The following is a 20,012-nucleotide window of genomic DNA, read 5'->3' as shown; positions in this document are numbered from 1 at the left end:
GCCGGGGAGCACGTAAAGTAGGTCCCATGACTGAAACTCGTTTGAACGTAGGAGATACTGCCCCAGCTTTTGCGCTTGCCGATGCCACCGGCAACACCGTGTCCCTGTCCGATTACGCAGGCCAGCGCGTGCTGGTGTACTTCTATCCGCGTGCCAATACGCCGGGCTGCACCAAGGAAGCCTGCGATTTCCGCGATTCCTTAGCGGAACTCAATGACCTCAATATCGCGGTGGTAGGCATCTCCCCCGATAAACCCGAGGCGCTGGCGAAGTTCCGCGATGATCACGATCTCAACTTCCCGCTGCTTTCTGATCCAGATAAGTCCGTCATGACCGCGTATGGCGCCTTCGGGGAGAAGAAGAACTACGGCAAGGTGGTCCAAGGCGTTATCCGTTCCACCTTCCTCGTGGAGCCGGATGGCACCATCGGCCAGACCCACTACAATGTGAAGGCCACTGGACACGTCGCGCGCGTGATGAAGGGCCTCGAGTAAGCCGGTGGAGGAAATCCTCGTCCCGCGACGTCGGCCAGCGCAGGCGCGCAGCCGGGAGCGCTTTGAGCGCATTGTGCAGGCGGCGCGCGCCGTGCTTGTCGATGTCGGCTTCGAATCCTTCACCTTCGATGAAGTCGCCCACCGCGCTGGGGTCCCCATCGGCACGCTGTATCAGTTCTTTGCCAATAAATACGTGCTCATCTGCGAGCTCGACCGGCAAGATACCGCCACCAGCCTGGCCGAAATCGAGCGCTTTTCGCGCCTCGTGCCGGCCCCGCAGTGGCCGGATGTCTTGGATGAATTCATCGACCACCTCGCGCGGATGTGGCGCGAGGATCCTTCCCGGCGCGCCGTTTGGCACGCCATCCAGTCCACCCCAGCGACGCGGGCCACGGCCGCCGATACCGAGCTGCAGCTCTTGGAGCCGCTCGCCGAGATCCTTCGCCCGCTGGCCACCGAGCACAGCGATGCGCAACGCATTGAGCTGGCGCGCTTCCTTATCCACACCGTAGTTTCGCTGCTCAATTACGCCATTTCGGGCGATCCAGACAAGTTTGATTCCGTGGTCATGGAGCTAAAGCGCATGCTGATTTCGTACCTCTTTGCGGTGGCCGCGGGATAAGTTTGTAGACGTTTATACAAGTTATCCACAGGCGGGCGCTGGGCGCGATTGGCGCCGCGGTAGCGCGCGCCTAGATTTGCAGGCATGAACGCACTGCAGGCCTATGCCACCCAGATTTCCTCGGCGATGGATATCCTCGCCGAGGCCCACGGTATGCCTGAAAGCGCCCTCGTTGAGCTCGGCCTGCCGGATGTCGAGGCCCGCGAGCTGCTCTGCCTGGCGGAGGTTTATTTCGGCACCACTTCCTTTAGCCGCAAGCAGCGCCTTGCCGCCGCGGGCGCGCGCCACCACGATTTGGTGACGCTCAAGCTCATCGAGAAGTACGCCACCCGCGCGGCCACCAAGCGCGCCGCGTGGAACCTGCGCGTAGAGCTGTGCCGGCAGCACGGACCGGCTTCTGAGATCGCCCGGCTCGCTAAAAAGCGCCTGCGCGAATGGCGCCCGCGCCGCCGGCCGCCGCGCGAGGGCATACAGCTCCTGCGCCGCCCGGAAGGCCCGTGGACGATGCGTATTACCGCGCCCTCGTCCTTCCTCGCGGATCTCGATTCCGCCCTCGACCCCGAAAACCCACTCGCATCCTTCCGCGATCTCCTCCGCGGCGAGGGCGCTGCCACGGTGCAGACCACGACGAACGTGATTATCCCGCTCAACGCGCTGGATCAAATACTGGAAGGCAATGGCGACGAGGGCACGCTTCGGCTGACCAACGGCTCGACCATCACCGGCGCGCAGCTCGTCGAGCGCACCTTCAGCGAGCACGGGCTAGCCACGCTAATCCACCCGGTAAAGGGCCCGGTCAACCTGTATCGGACATCGCGCTTTGCCTCGGAAAAGCAGCGGCTGATGGCCGCCGCTGAAAACCCCACCTGCCCGTGGCCGCCGTGCAATCACCCGGCGGATAAGTCTCAGATCCACCATATGCAGGCGTGGAAGCATGGCGGGATGACCAACGCGGAGAACCTCACCGTGTGCTGCCCGTACCACAACGGGGTGAACCAAGACGATCCGAACGCCCCGCCCTTGCGCGGCCGCCTTGCCCGGGTAAACGGCAAGGTCCGCTGGGTCCGCTAGCGCTGCCTCACCGAGGTAGCGCTACTCGGCGTGCGCAAGCAACTGCGCGCACACATCACCGGGAAAGAGCTCTCTGGCCATCCGGGCGAAGTCTTCCCGGCCCAGCGCTCCGGCCCCCTCTGGCACTCTGCCCCACAACCGGCAGCCCGTGACCGCCGGCAGCTCGTCCACGTTCAGCCGCGTCGCCAGATCCGGCCTCGCGGGCAAACTGCCGCCGATAAGCCCCATCGCGTTAATCCCGCGCCGCTGCGCCTCGCGGACGGTGAGCTCGGCGGCGTTGAGGCTGCCGAGGCCGAGGGAGGTGACGATGAGGAGGTTGGTAGCGACATCGGCAAGCGTGTAGTCGTCTGCCAAACGCACCAGCAGACCGCCGGCGCCTTCCACCAGCACCACACGGCCTGGTGCGTCCAACCCTGCGATCCAGTCCCGGAGTTCCTCTTTGCTCGGCGGCGTCATGCCCGCCCGGCGCGCCGAGAGGTTCGGTGCTAGCGGTTCGGGAAAGCGCGCCATCTCCGTGACCTCGACCCCGGCCAGGTCCCGCACCGTCGCCGCGTCGCCGCTCTTGTCCGGCTCGCCGGTCTGCAGGGGCTTGGCATAGACGACCTCGCGCCCGCTCTGGGCAAAGGCGCTGGCGAGCGCCGCCGTGGCCACCGTCTTTCCCACGTCGGTATTGGTGCCGGTGACAAAGATAATCATCGCTTTCCTCCTGCCACCGCAGCGCGCACCCCGCGGCAAATCTGCGCGACCTCGTCCTCGGTGCTAATAAACGGCGGCATGGTGTAGATGAGGCGGCCGAACGGGCGCAGCCACACGCCCTGGTCCACCGCTGCATCCGTGGCGCCTGCCATGTCGACGTCGCGCTCCATCTCCACCACGCCGATAGCCCCCAGCACCCGCACGTCTGCCACGCCCGGCTCGCCCTCCAACCCGGAAAGCCCGGCGCGCAGCTGCTTCTCGATGCCCGCAACCTGCCCCCGCCACGTTCCCTCCAGGATCATGGAGGTCGCCTCGGCAGATACCGCGCAAGCCAGCGGGTTGGCCATAAAGGTCGGGCCGTGCATAAGCGCGCGGGGGTGCATACCCTCGGCTACCCGGGCGGTGGCAAGCGTGGCGGCCATCGTCATGAAACCACCGGTCATCGCCTTGCCCACGCACATGATATCTGGCACCACTCCCGCCGCCTGGGTGGTAAAAAGCTCCCCGGTGCGCCCAAACCCCGTGGCGATTTCATCCGCGATCAGCACGATTCCATGGCGGTCGCAGATTTCGCGCGCCCCGCGCACCAACTCGTGATCGTGGAAGCGCATGCCGCCGGCGCCTTGGACGACGGGCTCGATAATCAGGGCCGCGACCTCGTCGGTAATGCAGCCCTCCAATTCGCGCAGGTAGTCCTCGCGCGCCTTCTCGCTCGCCCCGCGCGTCGGCGGTGCCGGGGCGAAAACCTGCTGCGCCAGGGTGCCGGTCCACATCGAGTGCATGCCGCCATCGGGATCGCACACGCTCATCGCTGCAAACGTATCCCCGTGATAGCCCGAGCGCCAGGTCAACATCTTGGTGCGCTCCGGATGACTGATCCCCTGCTGGTATTGCAGGGCCATCTTGATGGCTACCTCCACCGAAACCGATCCCGAGTCCGCATAAAAGACCTGCGCGAAGTCGTGGCGCGTGAGCTCCATGAGATTAGCCGTCAGCCGCGCCGCCGGCTCGTGCGTGAGCCCGCCGAACATCACGTGGCTCATGCGGTCGATCTGCTCCTTGGCGGCCGCGGTAAGCCGCGGGTGGCTGTGCCCGTGGGCGGCGGCCCACCAGGAGGACATGGCGTCGATGAGCTGGGGGCCATCGGCAAGCGTGAGGTGGACGCCCGCGGCCGACTCCACGACGCGCGTGGGCGCGCCGGGCTCGGCGTAGGGGTGCCAGATGTGGTGGGCATCGATTGTCGCTATGTCATTAGTAGAAATATCCACCAAATTAGATCTAGCACACACGCTCGGCCGCTATAGTCCTTTTTATGAAAGTTCTTGAACGGCGTTCAATTCGCCGCGTACCCGTGGTTTTGCCGGCGGTTGCGGGCATCGAGATGTGGGAGCGCTTCAGCTTTTATGGCATGCAAGCCATCCTCGCGTACTAACCTCCGGCGGGCTTGGCATGGAGCAAACGCAGGCCACCGCGCTCGTCGGCGCGTACGGCAGCCTGCTCTATCTTTTCACGTTTGTGGGTGGCTGGGTCAGCGACCGGCTCTTGGGCGCCGAGCGCACCCTGCTTACCGGCGCCGGGCTGTTGGTGTGCGGGCACTTTGCCCTCTCGCTCGTCCCCGGCACGGCGGGGCTCATCATCGGGCTCTTGCCGCTCGCGCTTGGCTCGGGGCTGCTCAAGACCGCCGCGATAACGATTCTGGGCGCAGCTTTTCCCGCCGAGGCCGGCGCGCGCGACGGGGCCTTTCAGATTTTCTACCTCTGCATCAATGTCGGCGCGCTTTTTGGCCCCATGCTGACAGGCTGGCTAGCCGAGGAATACGGCTACCACGCCGGATTCTTCGCCGCAGCGGTGCTCATGTGCTGCGGGTGTGCCACCTACGGCGCGCTGCGGAAAAAGATAGATGTGCCATCGCGCCCGCCTCACCCCACCCAGGCCCCAGGCAAGGCAGGTCTGGTCGCGCTGGCGGCGCTTGTAGCCGGCGTGCTGCTCGTCATCACCGTCTCCCCAGGCACGCTGACCGTGCTGCTTCTTATCGCCACGGTAGCGGCCGCGGCGGGGCTTTTTGCCAGCATGCTGCGATCCCCGCAGGTCACCGCGGATGAGCGGCGCCGCATCCTGGACTTCATTCCGCTCTTCGCCTGCTCGACAGCCTACTGGACCCTGCAACCACAAATCTACGGCGTGCTTGCGGTCTATTCGGATCAGCGCCTCAACCGAACCATCGGCGGGGTCGAGATCCCACCGGCTTGGACGCAATCACTCAACCCGCTATTTATCCTGCTGCTCTCGCTGCCGTTGGCGGCGGGCATGACGCGCTGGGCCAACTCGCGGCGCGCGCTCATGGGCTGCGGCATCATCTTCGCCGGTGCAGGCATGTTCCTCCTGCTGCCCTTTGTCGGCGGCGGGGAAAATTCCACGCCGTTCCTCGTGCTAGCGGGCACCATCTTTTTGATGTCTCTCGGCGAGCTCTTCATCGGCCCAGTGGGCATGGCCGCATCCGCCGCCCACGCGCCGCGGGCCTATGCCACCCGCTTTTCCGCGCTGTACTTCCTCACCATGGCCATCGGCACCTCGCTGGCCGGTTCGATGTCGCAGCTATACGATCCCACCTCGGCATCCGCCGAAACGACCTACCTTCTCATCATGGGCGGCGTCCCCGTCATCCTGGGGCTGGTGCTCCTCCTGCGGCGCAGGTAGGCTCCTATCGCCCGGCGGACTCGTCGAGCGCGCGGTCGGCCATCAGCACGTCGCGCATGCCGCTGAATAGGTCGCCCATGCCCTGCGGATTGGACGGCATGTAGAGCACGGAGGCTTGGCCGTTATTCGAGACATCGACCATCGCATCGAGGTACTGCGATACCAGCATGAGGACCTCGGGGGATTCCTGGACCCCGGCATCGCGCAGTAGCTCGTATTGCTGGGCGATGCCCTCTACAATCTCCTTGCGCTGCTCGGCAACGCCCCTACCCTGCAGCTTCTTTGCCTCCGCGGCACCCTCGGCTTCTTTGACCACGCGAATCTTTTCCGCCTCCGCCTGGGCGATGGCCGCCTCGCGCTCGCGCTGCGCCGCGTTAATGGAGTTCATGGATTCACGCACGCGGGAATCCGGGCGGATATCGGTTACCAGCGTATTGACGAAGTTCCAGCCGTATTCGGCCATATTATCCCGCAGTGAGGCCGCCACGTTCTGCGCGATGGTGTCCTTGGAAGAAAAGGACTCATCCAAGCCCATATTCGCCACCGACGAGCGCACATTATCTTGCACATAGGCCACGATCTGCTGCTCGTGGTTGGACAGCATATAAAAGGCCTCGCGCTCGCGGCCCTCTACGACCTCGTACTGCACCGCGACCGGGATTTGGACGAAGACATTGTCCTTCGTCTTGGTTTCTACCATCACGTCTAGCTGGCGCACCTGCAGCGAAATCTTATCGCGCACGCGGTCAATCCAGGGCATCTTGAAGTGCAAGCCCGCGTGGGCGACCGTCTGGAATTTACCCAAACGCTCCAAGATCGCCGCCTCGCGGGTACGCACGATGTAGTACCCATCGAATACGGTGCCGAGAATCAGCAAGATGATGACGCCGATGATGATTAAGCTCAACATTTCCTCTCCCTAACTACGTGTGTGAAATTAATTTTCGCACAGGCAGAAAGCGTTCGCTAGTGGTCATCGATAAGTGCAAAAAGCTTGCCCATCACCTCCGCACCGTTCTCGCCGATGCCATTGTGCTGGTACTCATTCGTCACCCACGGCCGCAGATCGCCCAAGTGCGCGGCGGTGGCCAAGGATTCTTCCAGGGGAACGAAGATATCGTCGAGGTAGATGGCGGCGGCGGTGGTGGGGGCATCGGCAAGCGCATAAGGCGCAGTAAATTCCCGCTCCGCCAAGCCGTGCGCACCCTCCTTGAATGCTTGCAGCGCCGGGTCCTCGTCGAACTGCCACGGGAAAATATGCTCGCCGGTCAGCCAGGTGCCGGACTCGGCAAACTCCGGGAACTCCTCCCGCACGCGGTGTGCCGACCACTGCGTCGCCGCCTGCCCGCCGCTGCCGGCATAAATGGACTCGTGGATCGCCGCATAAAGCGGGGCCTCCGCAAAGCTCACGCGCTCGCCGATACCCCACAGGAAATCATCCCGCAGCACCTTCTCTCCCCGCACGGTGCGGAAGGGCTCTTCCAGGAGGTAGGCCAGGCCGTCGAAGCCGGTGCCCCGCCCCAAATCGGTGCCAATGGTGCGAAAACGCAGCGAGGACAGCCGCTCGCCGGTATGCAGGCGCTCATCTGAATTATCGAGGTGGTCGATGATTTCCTCGATGCGGCGCTGCACCCAGGGGAATTCGCGGTAGAAGCGCTCCTGGCGGGCCTTGAGCTTGCTAAAGGTCGCGCGGTAGAGGTGATCCGCACCCTGCAGCGTGGGGATACCGCCGGTGAAAAACGCGTGCTTGACCGACTCTGGAGCTTGGGACAGGTACGCGGTGATGCAAAAGCCGCCGAAGGACTGGCCGAACAGGGACCAAGTCTCCAGCCCCAGGTGCTCGCGCAGGCGCTCGGCATCGCGCACGATATTGTCTTGGCGCAGCAAAGCCAGGTGGTCGGCGCTGCGCTCTTCTGCGGGGCTTAGCCTATCGATGCGGTGCGAGCGCCCCGTGCCGCGCTGATCGAGGAGGATGACGCGGTAGCGCTCGAGCGCCTTGCCGATAAGCCCCGTCGGCTTGACCGGCCGCGGGGCCGGAAAACCCGGGCCGCCCTGCAGGTACAAAAGCGCCGGCAGGTCCTCGCCTCCTGGCGGGATGATTTCACGGGCATAGAGATCAAAAGTCCCGCGCGGATTGTCATAATCCCACGGGACTTCCAGGGTGTGTTCAATAATATCGTGGCCGAAGCGGCGGTAGTGAGTCATGCCCACCCAGGTTAGTAGACCTCCAGGCCCTTTGCGCGGAAAACGTCGCGGACTTTTTCCACGTCCTCCGGTTTCGGCGGCTTGGTATCTGCCAAGTGGCAGGTCATATCGAGCCCCTCCCACTTGTCCTTGCCCATATTGTGGAAGGGCAAGACCTCGACGCGCTCCACATTGGACTTCCACCGCGCCACAATGGAGGCGACGTTTTCGACGTTCTCGGCCGAATCCGTCAGGCCCGGCACGACGACGAAGCGAATCCACACCGGCTTGCCTATCGCGTTGAGACGGTCGCCAAAATCGAGCGTGGGCTGCAGCTGGCGCCTCGTTACGCGCTGATAGGTTTCCTCATCGCCCGACTTCACGTCCAGCAGCACCAGGTCGATATTGTCTAGATCCTCATCGCGCAGGCGCGAGCCCAAGAACCCAGAGGTATCGATAGTGGTGTGGATGCCAGCGTCGTGGACTTCCTTGAGGACGCGGCGGGTAAAGGCAATCTGGAAGAGGGGCTCACCACCGGAGATGGTTAGGCCGCCACCGGAAGCTTGGAAGATGGGCTTATAGCGCTTGATGCGTTTGACCACATCGTCTACCCGCTCCAAGGTGCCGGTCTTCATCTCCATGGTGTCCGGGTTATGGCAATACTGGCAGCGCAGGGGGCAGCCGGACATGAACATGGTCATGCGGGTGCCCGGGCCGTCGACGGCGGTTACCAGCTCCCAAGAGTGCACGAGGGCGATATCGCCGGTGCGGCGCGCCTCCATGAGCTCGGGGCGGGTAATCTCATCGAGTTCGTGGTCGGTTCCCAGGCCCGCGGCAACACCGCGAACGCGCTCGCCGGATTCCGGCGACAGGGTGACCACACCAGTAATGCCATCAGCCATGATTATGAACCCTGGTGGAAGGTGCGGGAAATGACGTCAAGCTGCTGCTCCTTGGTGAGCTTGACGAAGTTGACCGCGTAGCCAGAGACGCGAACGGTGAGGTTCGGGTACTTCTCTGGGTGCTCGACGGCATCTTCCAGCGTGGACTTGTCCAGCACGTTGATGTTGGCGTGGTACAGGCCAGAGTTCATCTTGTGCTCGTCGCGGCTGGCCTTCATGTCTGAAAGGCGTTCTGCATAGGTTGGGGTTGCCATGATGGTTCTCCTTGTCGTGATTCTTATTGTTCCATGATGAAGCCGGCATCCAGCACGCCCACCAGGTTGGTGATGCGCTCTTCTGGGGTGCGGCCCAATCCGGACGGGGTGATGGTATTGGTCAGCGAGATGCCGTCCAGGGCATCCTTGTAATCCAGCTTGCCCACCGACAGCATGGAGGCGACCATGCCGTGGTTATCCGCGCCGTTTTCGGGGTTAGCACCCGGAGAGAAGGGGGTGCCGGCCTTGTGGCCCGACGGGAAGGAACCTGTTGCCTTGCCGTAGACCACGTTGGAGGTAATGGTCAGCACGGACTGGGTGGGGATGGCGTTGCGGTACATCGGGATGGCCTTAATTTTTTCCATCACGGTGTGCACGATGGTGGCGGCGATGTCATCGGCGCGGTCATCGTCGTTGCCGTAGAACGGGAATTCGCCTTCGGTGATGTAATCCGTAATCAGGCCGGTCTCATCCCGGACCGGGGTGACCTTGGCGTACTTGATGGCAGAAAGCGAATCGGCGACGATGGAAAGCCCCGCGATGCCGCAGCCCATGGAGCGGATGATATTGGAATCATGCAGCGCCATTTCCACGGCCTCGTAGGCGTACTTATCGTGCGAGTAGTGGATGATGTTCAGTGCCTCGACGTAGGTGCCAACCACCCAGTCCAGCATCTCCTCGTACTTTTGCCAGACCTCGTCGAAGTCCAACGGGCCATCGCCTTGAATCGGCTCGTAGCCTTCGACAATTTGCTTGCCGGAGACCTCGTCCCGGCCGCCGTTCATAGCGTAAAGCAGGGCCTTGGCGGCATTGACGCGGGCGCCGAAGAACTGCATCTGCTTGCCCACTTCCATCGGGGACACGCAGCAGGCAATCGCGGCGTCATCGCCCCACTCGTCGCGAATCTGGCGGTCAGACTCGTATTGGATGGAGGAGGTTTCGATGGAGATGTGCGCGCAGAATTCCTTGTAGCCTGCGGGAAGCTCCGGATCCCAGAAAATGGTGATATTCGGCTCCGGTGATGGCCCCAGGTTGATCAGGGTCTGCAGGAGGCGGAAGGAGGTCTTGGTGACCATGTGGCGGCCATCGCTGCCGAAGCCAGCATCGGACCAGGTGGCCCAGTACGGGTCGCCGGAGAAAATCTGGTCATAGTCGATGGTGCGCAGGAAGCGGACGATGCGCAGCTTCAGCACGAGCGCGTCGATGATTTCCTGTGCCTGCTCCTCGGTGATGATGCCAGCGGCTAGGTCGCGCTCGAAGTAGCAGTCGAAGAACGCAGACAGGCGGCCGATGGACATGGCGGCGCCGTCCTGGGACTTGATGGAGGCGAGGTAGCCAAAGTAGGTCCACTGCACGGCCTCGTGTGCGGTGCGCGCCGGCTCGGAGATGTCAAAACCGTAGGACTCGGCCATCGCCTTGAGCTTCTTCAGGGCCTTGATCTGCTCGGAGTGCTCCTCGCGGTAGCGGGCCCAGTGCTCGGAAAAGCCGGCATCGGCAATGGCATCGCGGGCCTCAATCTTTTCCTGGATGAGAAAGTCCACGCCGTACAGCGCCACGCGGCGGTAGTCGCCGATGATGCGGCCGCGGCCATAGGCATCGGGCAGGCCGGTGATGATGTGTGATGAACGGGCGGCGCGGATGCGCGGGGTGTAGATATCGAAGACCGCATCGTTGTGGGTCTTGCGGTAGCGGGTGAAGATCTTCTCCACCTCGGGGTCTACCTCTTTGCCCGCCTCGCCGATGGCCTGCTTCACCATGCGCCAGCCGCCGAACGGCATCATGGCGCGCTTAAGCGGAGTATCGGTTTGTAGGCCGACGATGACGTCATCGTCTTCTGAGATGTAGCCGGCCGGGAAGGCATCGATATCGGTCGGGGTGTGCGTATCGACATCGTAAATGCGCTTTTCGCGCTCGACTGACAGGTAGTCCTTTTCCAGGGTGTCCCACACGCGCAGCGTCTTATCGGTGGGGCCAGCGAGGAAGCTGGAATCGCCGTCATAAGGCGTGTAGTTGCGCTGGATGAAATCGCGGACGTTGATGCCCTCGGTCCAAGGGCCGGGCGCAAAACCTTCCCACCCTTGATACTGCTGGGGCTTAGTTGCGGTAGTCATAATTCCCTTCTTCTGGGTCAAATTTCCCGGGGCACATGCCGCCTTTTTCTTCCCGCAGCATCAAGCCCCGTCACCTCTCCATTGTCGGCCCGATTCGCGAAATTAACAACCATAAACATCGCCGTGAGCACCAGTTATAAACCGGTCATCATACTTTGCTGGTAGCCCGATTTATATAAACCTCCCGTACGTTTTTGTTCGGGGGCAATCTAGCCCCGATCGTGGCTTTGCTCACGTACACTTTGGCGCCGACCTGCGTGTACCTCTACTGTTAAGGCGGTCAGCTTCGCTTCCGTAACAAGGAGGACTTCGTGGCGTCCCAGCCCAAGCACCCCGTAGACATCGTTCCCCCCGCGCCGAAACTCGCCGCCCTTGGGCTGCAGCACGTCCTCGCGTTTTATGCCGGGGCGGTCATCGTCCCGCTGCTCATCGCCAGCTCGTTGAACCTGGACGCGGAAACGACCATCCACCTCATCAATGCCGACCTTTTAACCTGCGGCATTGCGACGATCATTCAGTCGGTGGGCATCGGCAAGCATATTGGCGTGCGCCTGCCCATCGTGCAGGGCGTGACCACGACGGCGGTATCGCCCATCATCGCGATTGGCCTGGGCGCCACCGACGGCGAGGGCGGGGTGGCATCGCTGCCCACGATTTACGGCGCCATCATCGTCGCGGGCCTTTTTACCTTCTTCGCCGCGCCAGTCTTTGGCAAGGTGCTGCGCTTCTTCCCGCCGGTGGTTACCGGTTCGGTGCTGCTGGTGATGGGTACCTCACTGCTGGCGGTATCGGCCAATGACTTTGTCAATTATGCCGAGGGCGTGCCGGCCACGCGCGATTTGCTCTATGGCTTTGGCACGCTGGCGGTCATCATTATGGTGCAGCGTTTTTCCTCCGGCTTCGTGGGCACGTTGGCGGTGCTCATCGGCTTGGTCCTGGGCACGGGCGTGGCGCTCGCGCTTGGCGATGCCTCCTTTAGCGAAGTCTCCTCCTCCCCCGCCCTCGGCATTACGACGCCATTTTATTTCGGCATGCCGAAATTCGACCTCGTGGCGATCTTCTCGCTGATTATCGTCATGATCATCACGATGGTGGAAACGACCGGCGATGTGTTTGCCACCGGCGAAATCGTCAAAAAGCGCATCCGCCGCGATGATGTGGTGCGCGCCATCCGCGCCGATGGTGTCTCCACCCTGGTAGGCGGCGTCATGAATTCCTTCCCCTACACCTGCTTTGCGCAAAACGTCGGCTTGGTGCGCCTGACCAACGTGAAATCGCGCTGGGTGGCCGTAGCAGCCGCGGGGTTCATGATCGTGCTGGGCCTGTTGCCGAAGGCCGGCGCGGTGGTCGCCGCGATTCCGTCGCCGGTGCTCGGCGGCGCATCGCTCGCGCTTTTTGCCAACGTGGCGTGGGTGGGCCTGCAGACCATTGCAAAGTCGGATCTCAGCGATGGCCGCAACTCCGTCATCGTCACCTCCGCGCTGGGCCTGGCCATGCTGGTGACCTTCAAGCCGGAGGTTGCCACTGCCTTCCCTGAGTGGGCGCAGACCTTCGTTTCTTCTGGCATGTCCATCGGCGCGATTACCGCCATCCTGCTCAACTTGTTGTTCTTCCACACCGGCAGCGCGAGCGCACAGGTCTCGCGCGCCGATGGCAAGGGCGTGAGCCTCAACGAGCTGAACGAGGCCTCGCGCGAGGAGTTTACCGCCGCGCTGCGCCCGCTCTTTAATAATGAGACCTGGCCGCTGGATCTGGCCTGGCAGTCCCGGCCGTTTAGCGATGTCAACGAGCTGCGCGCCGCCATCCAGGTTGCCGTGCTGACCGCGGATGCTGAACGCCGCGATGCGCTCATCCACGACTACCCCGCGATGGACGAGCTGCTTTTGGCCTCTGCCGATGAGGCGGCGAATATTTCCGCCGACCGCGGCTCGCTGGGACTCAGCGAGCTTGACGACGTGCAAACCGAGCGCATTACCGAGCTATCTGCCGCCTACCGCGAGCGCTTTGGCATGCCCTTTGTCGCGTACCTCGATACCAATGACACGGTGGAGCGCGTCATCGATGCCGGCGTGCGGCGCCTGGCCAATTCCGATGCGCAGGAATATCGCATTGCTCTCAGCGAAATCGTCGAGATCGCCAATGACCGCTTCGATATCCTGCTTGCCGATGCCAACCCCGTCCGCTCCTCCTGGGACCGCAAGTTCACCGAGGTGGACTAGCTAGCGAAAGGAAAAATCCACCTCGGCCTCTGGGTCTACGCCGGAGATAATTCCGGTGTAGAACTGCTTGGCTTGGGATTGGAGGACATCGCGATTATCCGCGATGTCCTTTTTCTTTTTGTCCTCGTTGAGGATTTTGGTGATAGTTTCCGCCGTATTGATATCCGGGGTAATCCAGCTCAGCGCGCCATTATCTTCCACCGCAGTTTCGAAGTTCGCATCCGAATGTCCGATGAAAATAAATTCCGGGATCTGCACGCGGAAGTGGTGCGGGGATTCTTCTTCCACCTGGACCTGCGATCCCTCGATGCCCAGCTTCGCGCGGTAGGAGTACTTGATGTACTGGGTGCGCCCGCTGCCTGGGACTCGCCAATTCCACAGCTTGCTAGTAGCGGATTCCTCCGAGAGCCCCTGCATCCCCAGCGAGACGAGCACCACCTGTTCCTCCCGTTCTACGGCCTTGATGACCTTGGTATTGCTCGATTCCGTCTCCACGTCCACTGGATCTTTTGCCTGCCAGACCACCACCGCGGTGGCAGCCACGGCGGCAATAAGGATGACGGCGATAAGGGTGGAAAGCAGCTTTTTCATGATGACCATCATAGGGCAGCTCTGAAGTGGGGGTACACGAAAAGCGCCGCCGGCCACGAGGGCCGACGGCGCCGATTGTGCGCCCGGTGAGACTTGAACTCACACGTCCTAAGACACTAGAACCTAAATCTAGCGCGTCTGCCAATTCCGCCACGGGCGCGAGCAACGTTGAATAGTGTACACGGCGGGCTGATAAACAAGAAACCAGGGGCATTCCGTATTGCGGCGGCGGATAGGTAGGCTGGGTGAGGTGAGTATGCACGAGGATCAGAAGAAACGGCGCGTGAAGGTGCGGTGGTGGCACATCGCCCTCGTCATATTTTTCGTGGTGCTTTTCCTCTTCCTCGCCTATTGGCAGTGGACGCGCTTCCGCTCCGGCTCGGGCACCTTTCAAAACTTGGGCTACGCCTTTCAATGGCCTCTTTTTGCCGTATTCGTGGTCTATGCTTATCGCACCACCCTGCGCTATGAAAATGAGCGCCTCGCCGCGGAAAACGAAGCCCGCGAGATGGATTCGCTGCAGGCCTCAAAAAACGCCTCTGAAATTGTCGGCTCAGAATCTGGTTCGATAGGCGGAGATTCGGCAGCTGGTTCGGAGGCCGGTAGCTCGATGGGCCGCGGGTCGGCGGAGAAGACCGCCATCGATGAGGATTTCTTGCCGCAGCGCCCGCAGCTGAATGTGGAAGAGTTTAATGCGTTGAATCAGCCTCGGCGCCGCCGCGGTTCCCCCGCAGAGGATCGCGGCGAAGGCCCGACAGATAAAAGGAGAAAATAAATCATGACAAACCAGGTACACCCAGACCGCAAGGCGCGCATCCGTGGCCCGCTGAAGTTCTTTTCCATCGCGGCCACGGTAACCGGTATCTTCCTGATCATCCTGGTCATCCGCATGTTCTTCCAATACGTCATGGGCGCAGAAATCCCGGAATGGGCGACCTACATCGCCATCGTGCACGGCATCGCGTACATGACCTACCTGCTGTCCATCCTGATTCTGGGCCCGCGTGCGCTGTGGCCCGCCGGCAAGCTGATTACCACCGCGCTCGCCGGCGTGGTGCCCTTCCTGTCCTTCTGGATGGAGCACAAGCGCCGCAAGGAAATCGAGGAGCAATTCCAGCTCAACGCTTAATTAGCTGGCCAGCTCTGCGATAAGCGGGACCAGCTGGGAAAGGGCGCGGCCGCGGTGCGAGACCGCGTTCTTTTCCGCAGGCGACATTTCCGCCGCAGAACGCGACTCGCCATCTGGTTGGAAGAGTGGGTCATAGCCAAAACCATTAGCGCCGCGCGGCTCACGCAGCAGCTTGCCTTCCCAGCGGCCCTCGGCCACGCGCTCTGTGCCCTCGGGGGTCACGAGGGCACACACGGAGACGAAGGCGGCGGCACGCCGCTCGTCAGGGACATCGGCCATCTGCGCCAAGACCAGGTCATTATTGGCCTGGTCATTGCCGTGCTGGCCGGACCACCGAGCGGAAAGCACGCCGGGCATGCCGTTGAGCTCCTCGATGGCCAGCCCGGAATCATCCGCGATGGTCACCAGGCCCGTGGCGGCGGCGCCGGCGCGGGCCTTGATGAGCGCGTTATCGGCAAAGGTGCGGCCGTCTTCGATGGGCTCTGGGTAGGCTTCGACCTCAGAAAGCAGGCGCAGTTCCACGCCCTCGATGCCCGCCTCGGACAAGATACGATCGAGCTCGGCCAGCTTCTTCGGATTGCCGGAGGCGACGAGGATTACCATCCCAGCGCCGCTTTCTGCGCCGCGATGAGCTCGCTGCAGCCCTTCTGGGCCACATCCAGCATGCCATTGAGCTGCTCGCGGCCGAAGAGGCCGTGCTCACCGGTGCCCTGGATTTCTACAAAGTCGCCGGATTCCTGCATCACCACGTTAAGATCCACCTCGGCGCGGGAATCTTCCTCATAGGGCAAATCCAAGCAGATTTCGCCGTCGATGATGCCCACGGAAACCGCGGCGATGGGATCGAGCAGCGGTTCGCCGGGGACAACGCCTTCGGACTTGAGGTGGGCGATGGCATCGGCAAGCGCGACGTAGGCGCCCGTGATGGAGGCGGTGCGGGTGCCGCCATCGGCCTGCAGCACGTCGCAGTCGAGCTGGATGGTGTTTTCTCCCAGCTGCTCCAGGTCCACGGCGGCGCGCAGGGAGCGGCCGACCAGGCGGGAAATCTCGTGGGTGCGGCCCTTGACCTTGCCGCGCATGGACTCGCGCGGCATGCGGTCGTGGGTGGCGGACGGCAGCATGGCGTACTCGGCGGTCAGCCAGCCTTCGCCGGAATCGCGCTTGAAACGCGGCACCCCGAGTTCGACGGAGGCGGTGCACATCACACGGGTATTGCCAAATTCCACCAAGACGGATCCAGCCGGGTTGGTGGTGAAATTGCGGGTAATGCGGACGCTGCGCATTTGGTCAAGCGCGCGCCCATCGGCACGAGTAAATTCAGTCATGCCCTCCAGCGTAACTTAGAACTGCATGCCCGCAGTACCCAGCACGATCTCGCCGTCGAATTCCTCCCGCGCCGCCGCCACGGTAGCCTCCGCATCGCCCCAGGGCTGGATGTGGATTAACACCAGCGTGCGAACGCCCGCTTCCCGCGCCGCGCGCCCCGCTTCCGCGCCCGACATGTGCATGCCGGGTGCCATGCCCTCGGAGGAAGCACCCCAGGTGGCCTCGCAGAGGAAGAGATCGGCGCCCCGGGCGGCATCGACAAGCGCGGGCGTATAAGACGTATCGCCGGAATAGGTAATGGTCTTGCCGGTCTTGGCGTGCTCGATGCGCAGCGCATAAGCCTCTACCGGATGGTTGACGGGGAAGGGGGTGATAAAGACGTCATCGACAAGCTGGCGCTCCCCCGCCACCCACGGGCTAAACGCCAAGGTATCGGACATATCGTCGATCCCATTTACCTCGTCGGAGGACAGGCGGCCTAGGTGCGTCGGGGTGGCGGACGGGCCGAAGCAGAAATTGCGCGAGGCCGCCGGGGCGGTGGGATGGAAGCGGCGCCACACCATGAGGGAGGGAAAATCCGCGCAGTGATCCGCGTGCAGATGGCTAAAGGCCACGTGGGCATCGCACGGATCCTGCAGTTGAGCTAGCTGGCCCAGCGTGCCCGAGCCCATATCCAGGATGATGGACGGTGCATTGTCGAAGGACACGACATAGCCGGAGGCAGGATTGTCTGCGGTGGGTACGCTACCGGAGCAGCCTAGGATGGTCAGCTTCATGAAACCAATAGTTCCATGAATCCGGACCAAATGCTGGTACCGCGCGCAAAAGGGGGAGGATTAGCCGATCTGCGGGCCCAAAAAGCGCGTGGCCAGCTGGGCAAAAACCTCAGGATCGCCGGTGGATTCGAAGGAATGGACCGGCTGGTTGCCCTCGGGGGCGAGCATGTCAGTTTCCGTGAGCAGGCGCATGACGTCCTTGGTGGTTTCCTCTGAGGAGGTCACCAGGGACACGTTTTCGCCCATGGCGAGCTGGATGATGCCGGTAAGCAGCGGGTAGTGCGTGCATCCCAGCACCAAGGTATCCACGCCCTGGGCCTGCAGGGGCGCAAGGTAGCCCTCGGCGACGCCGAGGATCTGGCGGCCCGCGGTAATCCCGCGCTCGACAAAGGGAACGAAGTCCGGGCAGGCCGCGGCTACCGCCTCAACATTGGGGTTGACCGCGAACAGGTCCTGGTACGCGCCGGATTTGATGGTGCCCTCAGTGCCGATGACGCCGATCTTGCCATTGCGCGTGGTGGACATGGCGCGGCGCACGGCCGGGCGGATGACCTCCAGGATGGGGATATCATAGCGCTCGCGGGCATCGTGCAGGAAGGCCGCGGTGGCGGTATTGCAGGCGATGACCAGCATCTTGCAGCCGCGCTCCACCAGCTCATCGGCAATATCCTGGGAAAAGGCCCGCACCTGCGAGATGGGCCGCGGCCCGTAGGGGCCGTGGGCGGTATCACCCTTATAGATAACGGATTCTTGCGGCAGCTGCTCCATCACCGCGCGGGCCACGGTCAGCCCGCCGACGCCCGAGTCAAAGATGCCGATGGGAGACGACGCGTTGGGCATTATTTCCTCCCTGCCTTTGCGGGGTTATCGGAAGTGATGAACATGCCGGCCGCTACACCGCCCAGGGCGCCGAAGAGGTGGCCTTGCCAGCTAATGCCCTCGGCGACGGGCAGCACGCCCCAAATCAGCCCGGAATAGGAAAAGCCCAGGATAATGCCCAAAATGATTTGCAGCAGGGAGCGATTGAAGACGCCGCGCACCACGAGGTAGGCCAGCCAGCCATAGACCAGCCCGGACGCGCCGATGTGCGAGGTACCGGCCCCGCCCAAAAGCCACGTGCCAAGGCCCGCCACCACGGTGGTGATCAGGGTGACCTCCCACCACACCCGGCGCCCAGACAAGCCGATAAGGAAGCAGAACAGGGCACCCGGCAGCGAGTTGGACATCAAGTGCTCCAGGCTGCCGTGCAGCAGCGGCGCCGTGATAATGCCCCACAGGCCGTCCACGTCGAGCGGGCGGATGCCGTAATTGGACAACCCGCCGCCGAAGACAACGGCGTTGATGAGGTGGACCGACCACTCCACCGCAAGGAACCCCAGGGCCAAGGATAGGCCGGTGCTGATGCGGCCACGGCCGCGGTTGTTCGTGCTGGTCGGCGCCGGCTGATTACGTGAAGTTCCACCCATAGTCATAATGGGCAATATCTTAGCCGAGCAAGTCGCGATACGCGCGAAGCCCCAGGCCAGGGCGTGCGGCGGTGACCGCGGTGACGATGGCCTCCTCCACCACGTCGGCCGCCGCGGCGCACAGCTGGACCATATCCACCTCGGCGGGTTCCTGCGCTGTGGACAGGGCGAAAATGGTATCTCCGTCCAGCGGCGAATGCGCGGGGCGAACGGCGCGCGCAATCCCGTCGTGGGCCGTCATGGCGAGGCGTTGGGCTTGGGCGGTGGTGACGGGGGCATCGGTAAGCACGGCGCCAATCGTCGTATTCAGCTTCGCCGCGGGGTGCGGCAGGTCGCGGTAGGCGTCCGCGTTGACCGGCGTGCGGCCCGGCGCGCCGTAAAGGCGACCTGTGTGCGGGTCGATGACCTCGCCCACGGGATTGGCCACCATCGCGGCGCTGACCTCGTAGTTTCCGACCTTGCGGGTGGCCAGGCCGAAGCCGCCGCGCAGCTTGCCCGCCGTGGCGCCGACGCCCGTGCCGACCGTGCCGACCGTCTCGTCGTGTCCGGCCATCGCCGCTCGCAGCGCCGCCGCGCCATCCTCCGGTCCCGGGCGGGAGGGGCCCGCCAGCAGATCGAAAATCACCGCCGCCGGCACGATGGGCACGCGCGGGCCGGGCTTGTCCTCGCCAAAGACGGGGAAACCCACCCCGTGCGCTTCCAATTCGCGCATGACGCCGTCAGCGGCCGCCAAGCCGAAGGCGGACCCGCCCGCGAGCACGATGGCGTGGACGCGCTCAACGGTATTGTGCGGTTGCAAGAGATCGGTCTCGCGCGTACCGGGCCCGCCGCCGCGCACATCCACGCTGGCTAGCGCGCCCTTCGGGCCGCAGTAGAGCACGGTGGCGCCAGTGTCCTCGCCGGAAAAATGGCCAATGCTAATGCCGTCAATCATTAATCCATCAACACTTCCAGCAGGGAATCCTGGCAATAGGCCAGCCATTCCACCAAGGTATCGCGGTCCGTCATGAGGTTTTCGTCGGTCGCTTCCCCGGCCGCGACGTATAAGCGCAGATCATTGAGGCCGGCCACGAAGGCCTGGGCTTCCTGTTCCGAAATGGAGACCTCTACCCCGCCGGTAGGGCCGAGCGCATTGCCGATGACCTGCAGGTTCTGCAGCTTCGCCCGCGCGATGTCATTTTCGTGCAGCGAGCGCAAGAGGGAGGCATCGCCGTCGTATTCCTCATCGCCGGGCTTTTGGAAGTCCGGAAACAGCCGCGCCAGGGAAGGATCTTCTGGAGCCTCGGTGTGGCCGGTGGGCATGTCTAGCATTTCAGCGAGCTCGTCCTTCGGCGCGGACTGGGCGCGGCCGATGATCGCCTCAGAGACGGTGGCGGTGAGGTTGCCAATGACCTCGCGCTCCATGGGCTCGAATACCGCCGTGATTTTGGGCCCGCGCATCAGCGATTTCTTCTTTTTCCACGGTTGCATCTAT

General features: G+C 63.0%; 21 protein-coding genes, 1 tRNA gene and 1 pseudogene. 7 read left to right on the top strand and 16 right to left on the bottom strand.

Annotated elements, in window-relative coordinates:
* The first annotated feature begins 26 nt into the window (after positions 1-26).
* The 3 genes from bcp (at position 27) to ACP8KU_RS02300 (ending at position 2,187) form a co-directional block, all read left to right on the top strand.
* On the top strand, positions 27-494 hold the full coding sequence (gene bcp, locus ACP8KU_RS02310; RefSeq protein WP_023023676.1) for a thioredoxin-dependent thiol peroxidase: 468 nt from the start codon (positions 27-29) through the stop codon (positions 492-494).
* Between the two features lie 4 nt (positions 495-498).
* Entirely contained in the window at positions 499-1,116 is a 618-nt protein-coding gene (locus tag ACP8KU_RS02305; protein WP_023023678.1) for a TetR/AcrR family transcriptional regulator, read from the top strand.
* An 84-nt stretch (positions 1,117-1,200) separates the two neighbouring features.
* Positions 1,201-2,187, top strand: coding sequence for an HNH endonuclease signature motif containing protein (locus ACP8KU_RS02300; RefSeq protein ID WP_484483909.1), 987 nt, complete (start codon positions 1,201-1,203; stop codon positions 2,185-2,187).
* A 21-nt stretch (positions 2,188-2,208) separates the two neighbouring features.
* Here the strand turns inward: ACP8KU_RS02300 and bioD are convergent, their stop codons facing one another.
* Together bioD and ACP8KU_RS02290 are read right to left on the bottom strand one after the other, a co-directional pair.
* Entirely contained in the window at positions 2,209-2,883 is a 675-nt protein-coding gene (gene bioD, locus ACP8KU_RS02295) for a dethiobiotin synthase (RefSeq protein WP_484483908.1), read from the bottom strand.
* Positions 2,880-4,154, bottom strand: coding sequence for an adenosylmethionine--8-amino-7-oxononanoate transaminase (locus ACP8KU_RS02290; protein WP_484484147.1), 1,275 nt, complete (start codon positions 4,152-4,154; stop codon positions 2,880-2,882). Before ACP8KU_RS02290 ends, bioD begins: the two co-directional genes overlap by 4 nt.
* Positions 4,155-4,195: 41 nt before the next feature.
* Between ACP8KU_RS02290 and ACP8KU_RS02285 the strand changes: the two are divergent.
* Positions 4,196-5,580: pseudogene (locus ACP8KU_RS02285) on the top strand (peptide MFS transporter).
* 4 nt (positions 5,581-5,584) lie between these two features.
* Here ACP8KU_RS02285 and ACP8KU_RS02280 read toward each other — a convergent pair.
* Genes ACP8KU_RS02280 through pflB form a run of 5 tightly spaced genes read right to left on the bottom strand, consistent with a single transcriptional unit; the run spans position 5,585 to position 11,031 of the window.
* On the bottom strand, positions 5,585-6,490 hold the full coding sequence (locus ACP8KU_RS02280) for an SPFH domain-containing protein (protein ID WP_005277794.1): 906 nt from the start codon (positions 6,488-6,490) through the stop codon (positions 5,585-5,587).
* A 56-nt stretch (positions 6,491-6,546) separates the two neighbouring features.
* Positions 6,547-7,785: an alpha/beta fold hydrolase gene (locus tag ACP8KU_RS02275; protein WP_237801522.1), complete on the bottom strand. Its 1,239-nt coding sequence runs from the start codon at positions 7,783-7,785 to the stop codon at positions 6,547-6,549.
* A gap of 11 nt (positions 7,786-7,796) precedes the next feature.
* The gene (gene pflA / locus ACP8KU_RS02270) at positions 7,797-8,666 is read right to left on the bottom strand and encodes a pyruvate formate-lyase-activating protein (protein ID WP_484483907.1); all 870 of its coding nucleotides are present in this window, start codon (positions 8,664-8,666) and stop codon (positions 7,797-7,799) included.
* A gap of 2 nt (positions 8,667-8,668) precedes the next feature.
* Positions 8,669-8,920, bottom strand: a complete 252-nt coding sequence (gene grcA2, locus ACP8KU_RS02265; RefSeq protein ID WP_005284503.1) for an autonomous glycyl radical cofactor GrcA2 — start codon at positions 8,918-8,920, stop codon at positions 8,669-8,671.
* Between the two features lie 23 nt (positions 8,921-8,943).
* A complete protein-coding gene (gene pflB, locus ACP8KU_RS02260) occupies positions 8,944-11,031 on the bottom strand; it encodes a formate C-acetyltransferase (protein ID WP_005277782.1) in 2,088 nt (695 codons plus the stop codon).
* A gap of 311 nt (positions 11,032-11,342) precedes the next feature.
* Here pflB and ACP8KU_RS02255 point away from each other — a divergent pair, with 311 nt between their 5' ends.
* Positions 11,343-13,250, top strand: a complete 1,908-nt coding sequence (locus ACP8KU_RS02255) for a solute carrier family 23 protein (protein WP_484483906.1) — start codon at positions 11,343-11,345, stop codon at positions 13,248-13,250.
* Here ACP8KU_RS02255 and ACP8KU_RS02250 read toward each other — a convergent pair whose 3' ends face one another.
* Both ACP8KU_RS02250 and ACP8KU_RS02245 read right to left on the bottom strand, forming a co-directional pair.
* Positions 13,251-13,841 carry a hypothetical protein gene (locus tag ACP8KU_RS02250; RefSeq protein WP_232207995.1) on the bottom strand — a complete coding sequence of 197 codons (591 nt, stop codon included), beginning with the start codon at positions 13,839-13,841 and terminating at the stop codon, positions 13,251-13,253.
* 78 nt (positions 13,842-13,919) lie between these two features.
* Positions 13,920-14,001: transfer RNA gene (locus tag ACP8KU_RS02245), tRNA-Leu, on the bottom strand.
* A gap of 96 nt (positions 14,002-14,097) precedes the next feature.
* Here ACP8KU_RS02245 and ACP8KU_RS02240 point away from each other — a divergent pair.
* Positions 14,098-14,616, top strand: a complete 519-nt coding sequence (locus tag ACP8KU_RS02240; RefSeq protein WP_484484146.1) for a hypothetical protein — start codon at positions 14,098-14,100, stop codon at positions 14,614-14,616.
* Positions 14,617-14,619: 3 nt separating this feature from the next.
* A complete protein-coding gene (locus ACP8KU_RS02235) occupies positions 14,620-14,970 on the top strand; it encodes a DUF3817 domain-containing protein (protein ID WP_005277777.1) in 351 nt (116 codons plus the stop codon).
* On the opposite strand, the gene rdgB is transcribed toward ACP8KU_RS02235, so the two are convergent.
* From rdgB to ACP8KU_RS02200, 7 genes are read right to left on the bottom strand one after another with little or no spacing between them, the layout of a single operon-like run.
* Complete coding sequence (gene rdgB, locus ACP8KU_RS02230; RefSeq protein ID WP_284636875.1) at positions 14,971-15,573, bottom strand: RdgB/HAM1 family non-canonical purine NTP pyrophosphatase; 603 nt, start codon at positions 15,571-15,573, stop codon at positions 14,971-14,973.
* The gene (gene rph, locus ACP8KU_RS02225; RefSeq protein WP_237801525.1) at positions 15,567-16,295 is read right to left on the bottom strand and encodes a ribonuclease PH; all 729 of its coding nucleotides are present in this window, start codon (positions 16,293-16,295) and stop codon (positions 15,567-15,569) included. The genes rdgB and rph overlap by 7 nt, the downstream gene beginning before the upstream one ends.
* A 15-nt stretch (positions 16,296-16,310) precedes the next feature.
* Positions 16,311-17,072 carry an MBL fold metallo-hydrolase gene (locus ACP8KU_RS02220; protein WP_126319697.1) on the bottom strand — a complete coding sequence of 254 codons (762 nt, stop codon included), beginning with the start codon at positions 17,070-17,072 and terminating at the stop codon, positions 16,311-16,313.
* 60 nt (positions 17,073-17,132) lie between these two features.
* Entirely contained in the window at positions 17,133-17,912 is a 780-nt protein-coding gene (gene murI / locus ACP8KU_RS02215; RefSeq protein ID WP_005284527.1) for a glutamate racemase, read from the bottom strand.
* Positions 17,912-18,544: a rhomboid family intramembrane serine protease gene (locus tag ACP8KU_RS02210; RefSeq protein WP_005277768.1), complete on the bottom strand. Its 633-nt coding sequence runs from the start codon at positions 18,542-18,544 to the stop codon at positions 17,912-17,914. Before ACP8KU_RS02210 ends, murI begins: the two co-directional genes overlap by 1 nt.
* A 13-nt stretch (positions 18,545-18,557) precedes the next feature.
* On the bottom strand, positions 18,558-19,472 hold the full coding sequence (locus tag ACP8KU_RS02205; protein WP_126319701.1) for a P1 family peptidase: 915 nt from the start codon (positions 19,470-19,472) through the stop codon (positions 18,558-18,560).
* The gene (locus tag ACP8KU_RS02200; protein ID WP_284609792.1) at positions 19,472-20,008 is read right to left on the bottom strand and encodes a DUF2017 domain-containing protein; all 537 of its coding nucleotides are present in this window, start codon (positions 20,006-20,008) and stop codon (positions 19,472-19,474) included. Before ACP8KU_RS02200 ends, ACP8KU_RS02205 begins: the two co-directional genes overlap by 1 nt.
* Positions 20,009-20,012 lie beyond the last annotated feature (4 nt).

It is taken from the genome of Corynebacterium sp. LaCa_282, from assembly GCF_057198125.1.
Note: the sequence above shows the minus strand (reverse complement) of the source record. Positions and strands in the feature narration are given on the sequence as shown.

Excerpts from the sequence above, each read along its gene's own strand:
- grcA2 (WP_005284503.1), bottom strand. The coding sequence starts at position 8,920 with ATGGCAACCCCAACCTATGCAGAACGCCTTTCAGACATGAAGGCCAGC.
- ACP8KU_RS02240 (WP_484484146.1), top strand. The coding sequence starts at position 14,098 with ATGCACGAGGATCAGAAGAAACGGCGCGTGAAGGTGCGGTGGTGGCAC.
- pflA (WP_484483907.1), bottom strand. The coding sequence starts at position 8,666 with ATGGCTGATGGCATTACTGGTGTGGTCACCCTGTCGCCGGAATCCGGC.
- ACP8KU_RS02250 (WP_232207995.1), bottom strand. The coding sequence starts at position 13,841 with ATGAAAAAGCTGCTTTCCACCCTTATCGCCGTCATCCTTATTGCCGCC.
- pflB (WP_005277782.1), bottom strand. The coding sequence starts at position 11,031 with ATGACTACCGCAACTAAGCCCCAGCAGTATCAAGGGTGGGAAGGTTTT.
- ACP8KU_RS02205 (WP_126319701.1), bottom strand. The coding sequence starts at position 19,472 with ATGATTGACGGCATTAGCATTGGCCATTTTTCCGGCGAGGACACTGGC.
- ACP8KU_RS02300 (WP_484483909.1), top strand. The coding sequence starts at position 1,201 with ATGAACGCACTGCAGGCCTATGCCACCCAGATTTCCTCGGCGATGGAT.
- ACP8KU_RS02220 (WP_126319697.1), bottom strand. The coding sequence starts at position 17,072 with ATGAAGCTGACCATCCTAGGCTGCTCCGGTAGCGTACCCACCGCAGAC.
- rdgB (WP_284636875.1), bottom strand. The coding sequence starts at position 15,573 with ATGGTAATCCTCGTCGCCTCCGGCAATCCGAAGAAGCTGGCCGAGCTC.
- ACP8KU_RS02280 (WP_005277794.1), bottom strand. The coding sequence starts at position 6,490 with ATGTTGAGCTTAATCATCATCGGCGTCATCATCTTGCTGATTCTCGGC.
- bcp (WP_023023676.1), top strand. The coding sequence starts at position 27 with ATGACTGAAACTCGTTTGAACGTAGGAGATACTGCCCCAGCTTTTGCG.
- ACP8KU_RS02200 (WP_284609792.1), bottom strand. The coding sequence starts at position 20,008 with ATGCAACCGTGGAAAAAGAAGAAATCGCTGATGCGCGGGCCCAAAATC.
- bioD (WP_484483908.1), bottom strand. The coding sequence starts at position 2,883 with ATGATTATCTTTGTCACCGGCACCAATACCGACGTGGGAAAGACGGTG.
- ACP8KU_RS02210 (WP_005277768.1), bottom strand. The coding sequence starts at position 18,544 with ATGACTATGGGTGGAACTTCACGTAATCAGCCGGCGCCGACCAGCACG.
- ACP8KU_RS02275 (WP_237801522.1), bottom strand. The coding sequence starts at position 7,785 with ATGACTCACTACCGCCGCTTCGGCCACGATATTATTGAACACACCCTG.
- rph (WP_237801525.1), bottom strand. The coding sequence starts at position 16,295 with ATGACTGAATTTACTCGTGCCGATGGGCGCGCGCTTGACCAAATGCGC.
- murI (WP_005284527.1), bottom strand. The coding sequence starts at position 17,912 with ATGCCCAACGCGTCGTCTCCCATCGGCATCTTTGACTCGGGCGTCGGC.
- ACP8KU_RS02235 (WP_005277777.1), top strand. The coding sequence starts at position 14,620 with ATGACAAACCAGGTACACCCAGACCGCAAGGCGCGCATCCGTGGCCCG.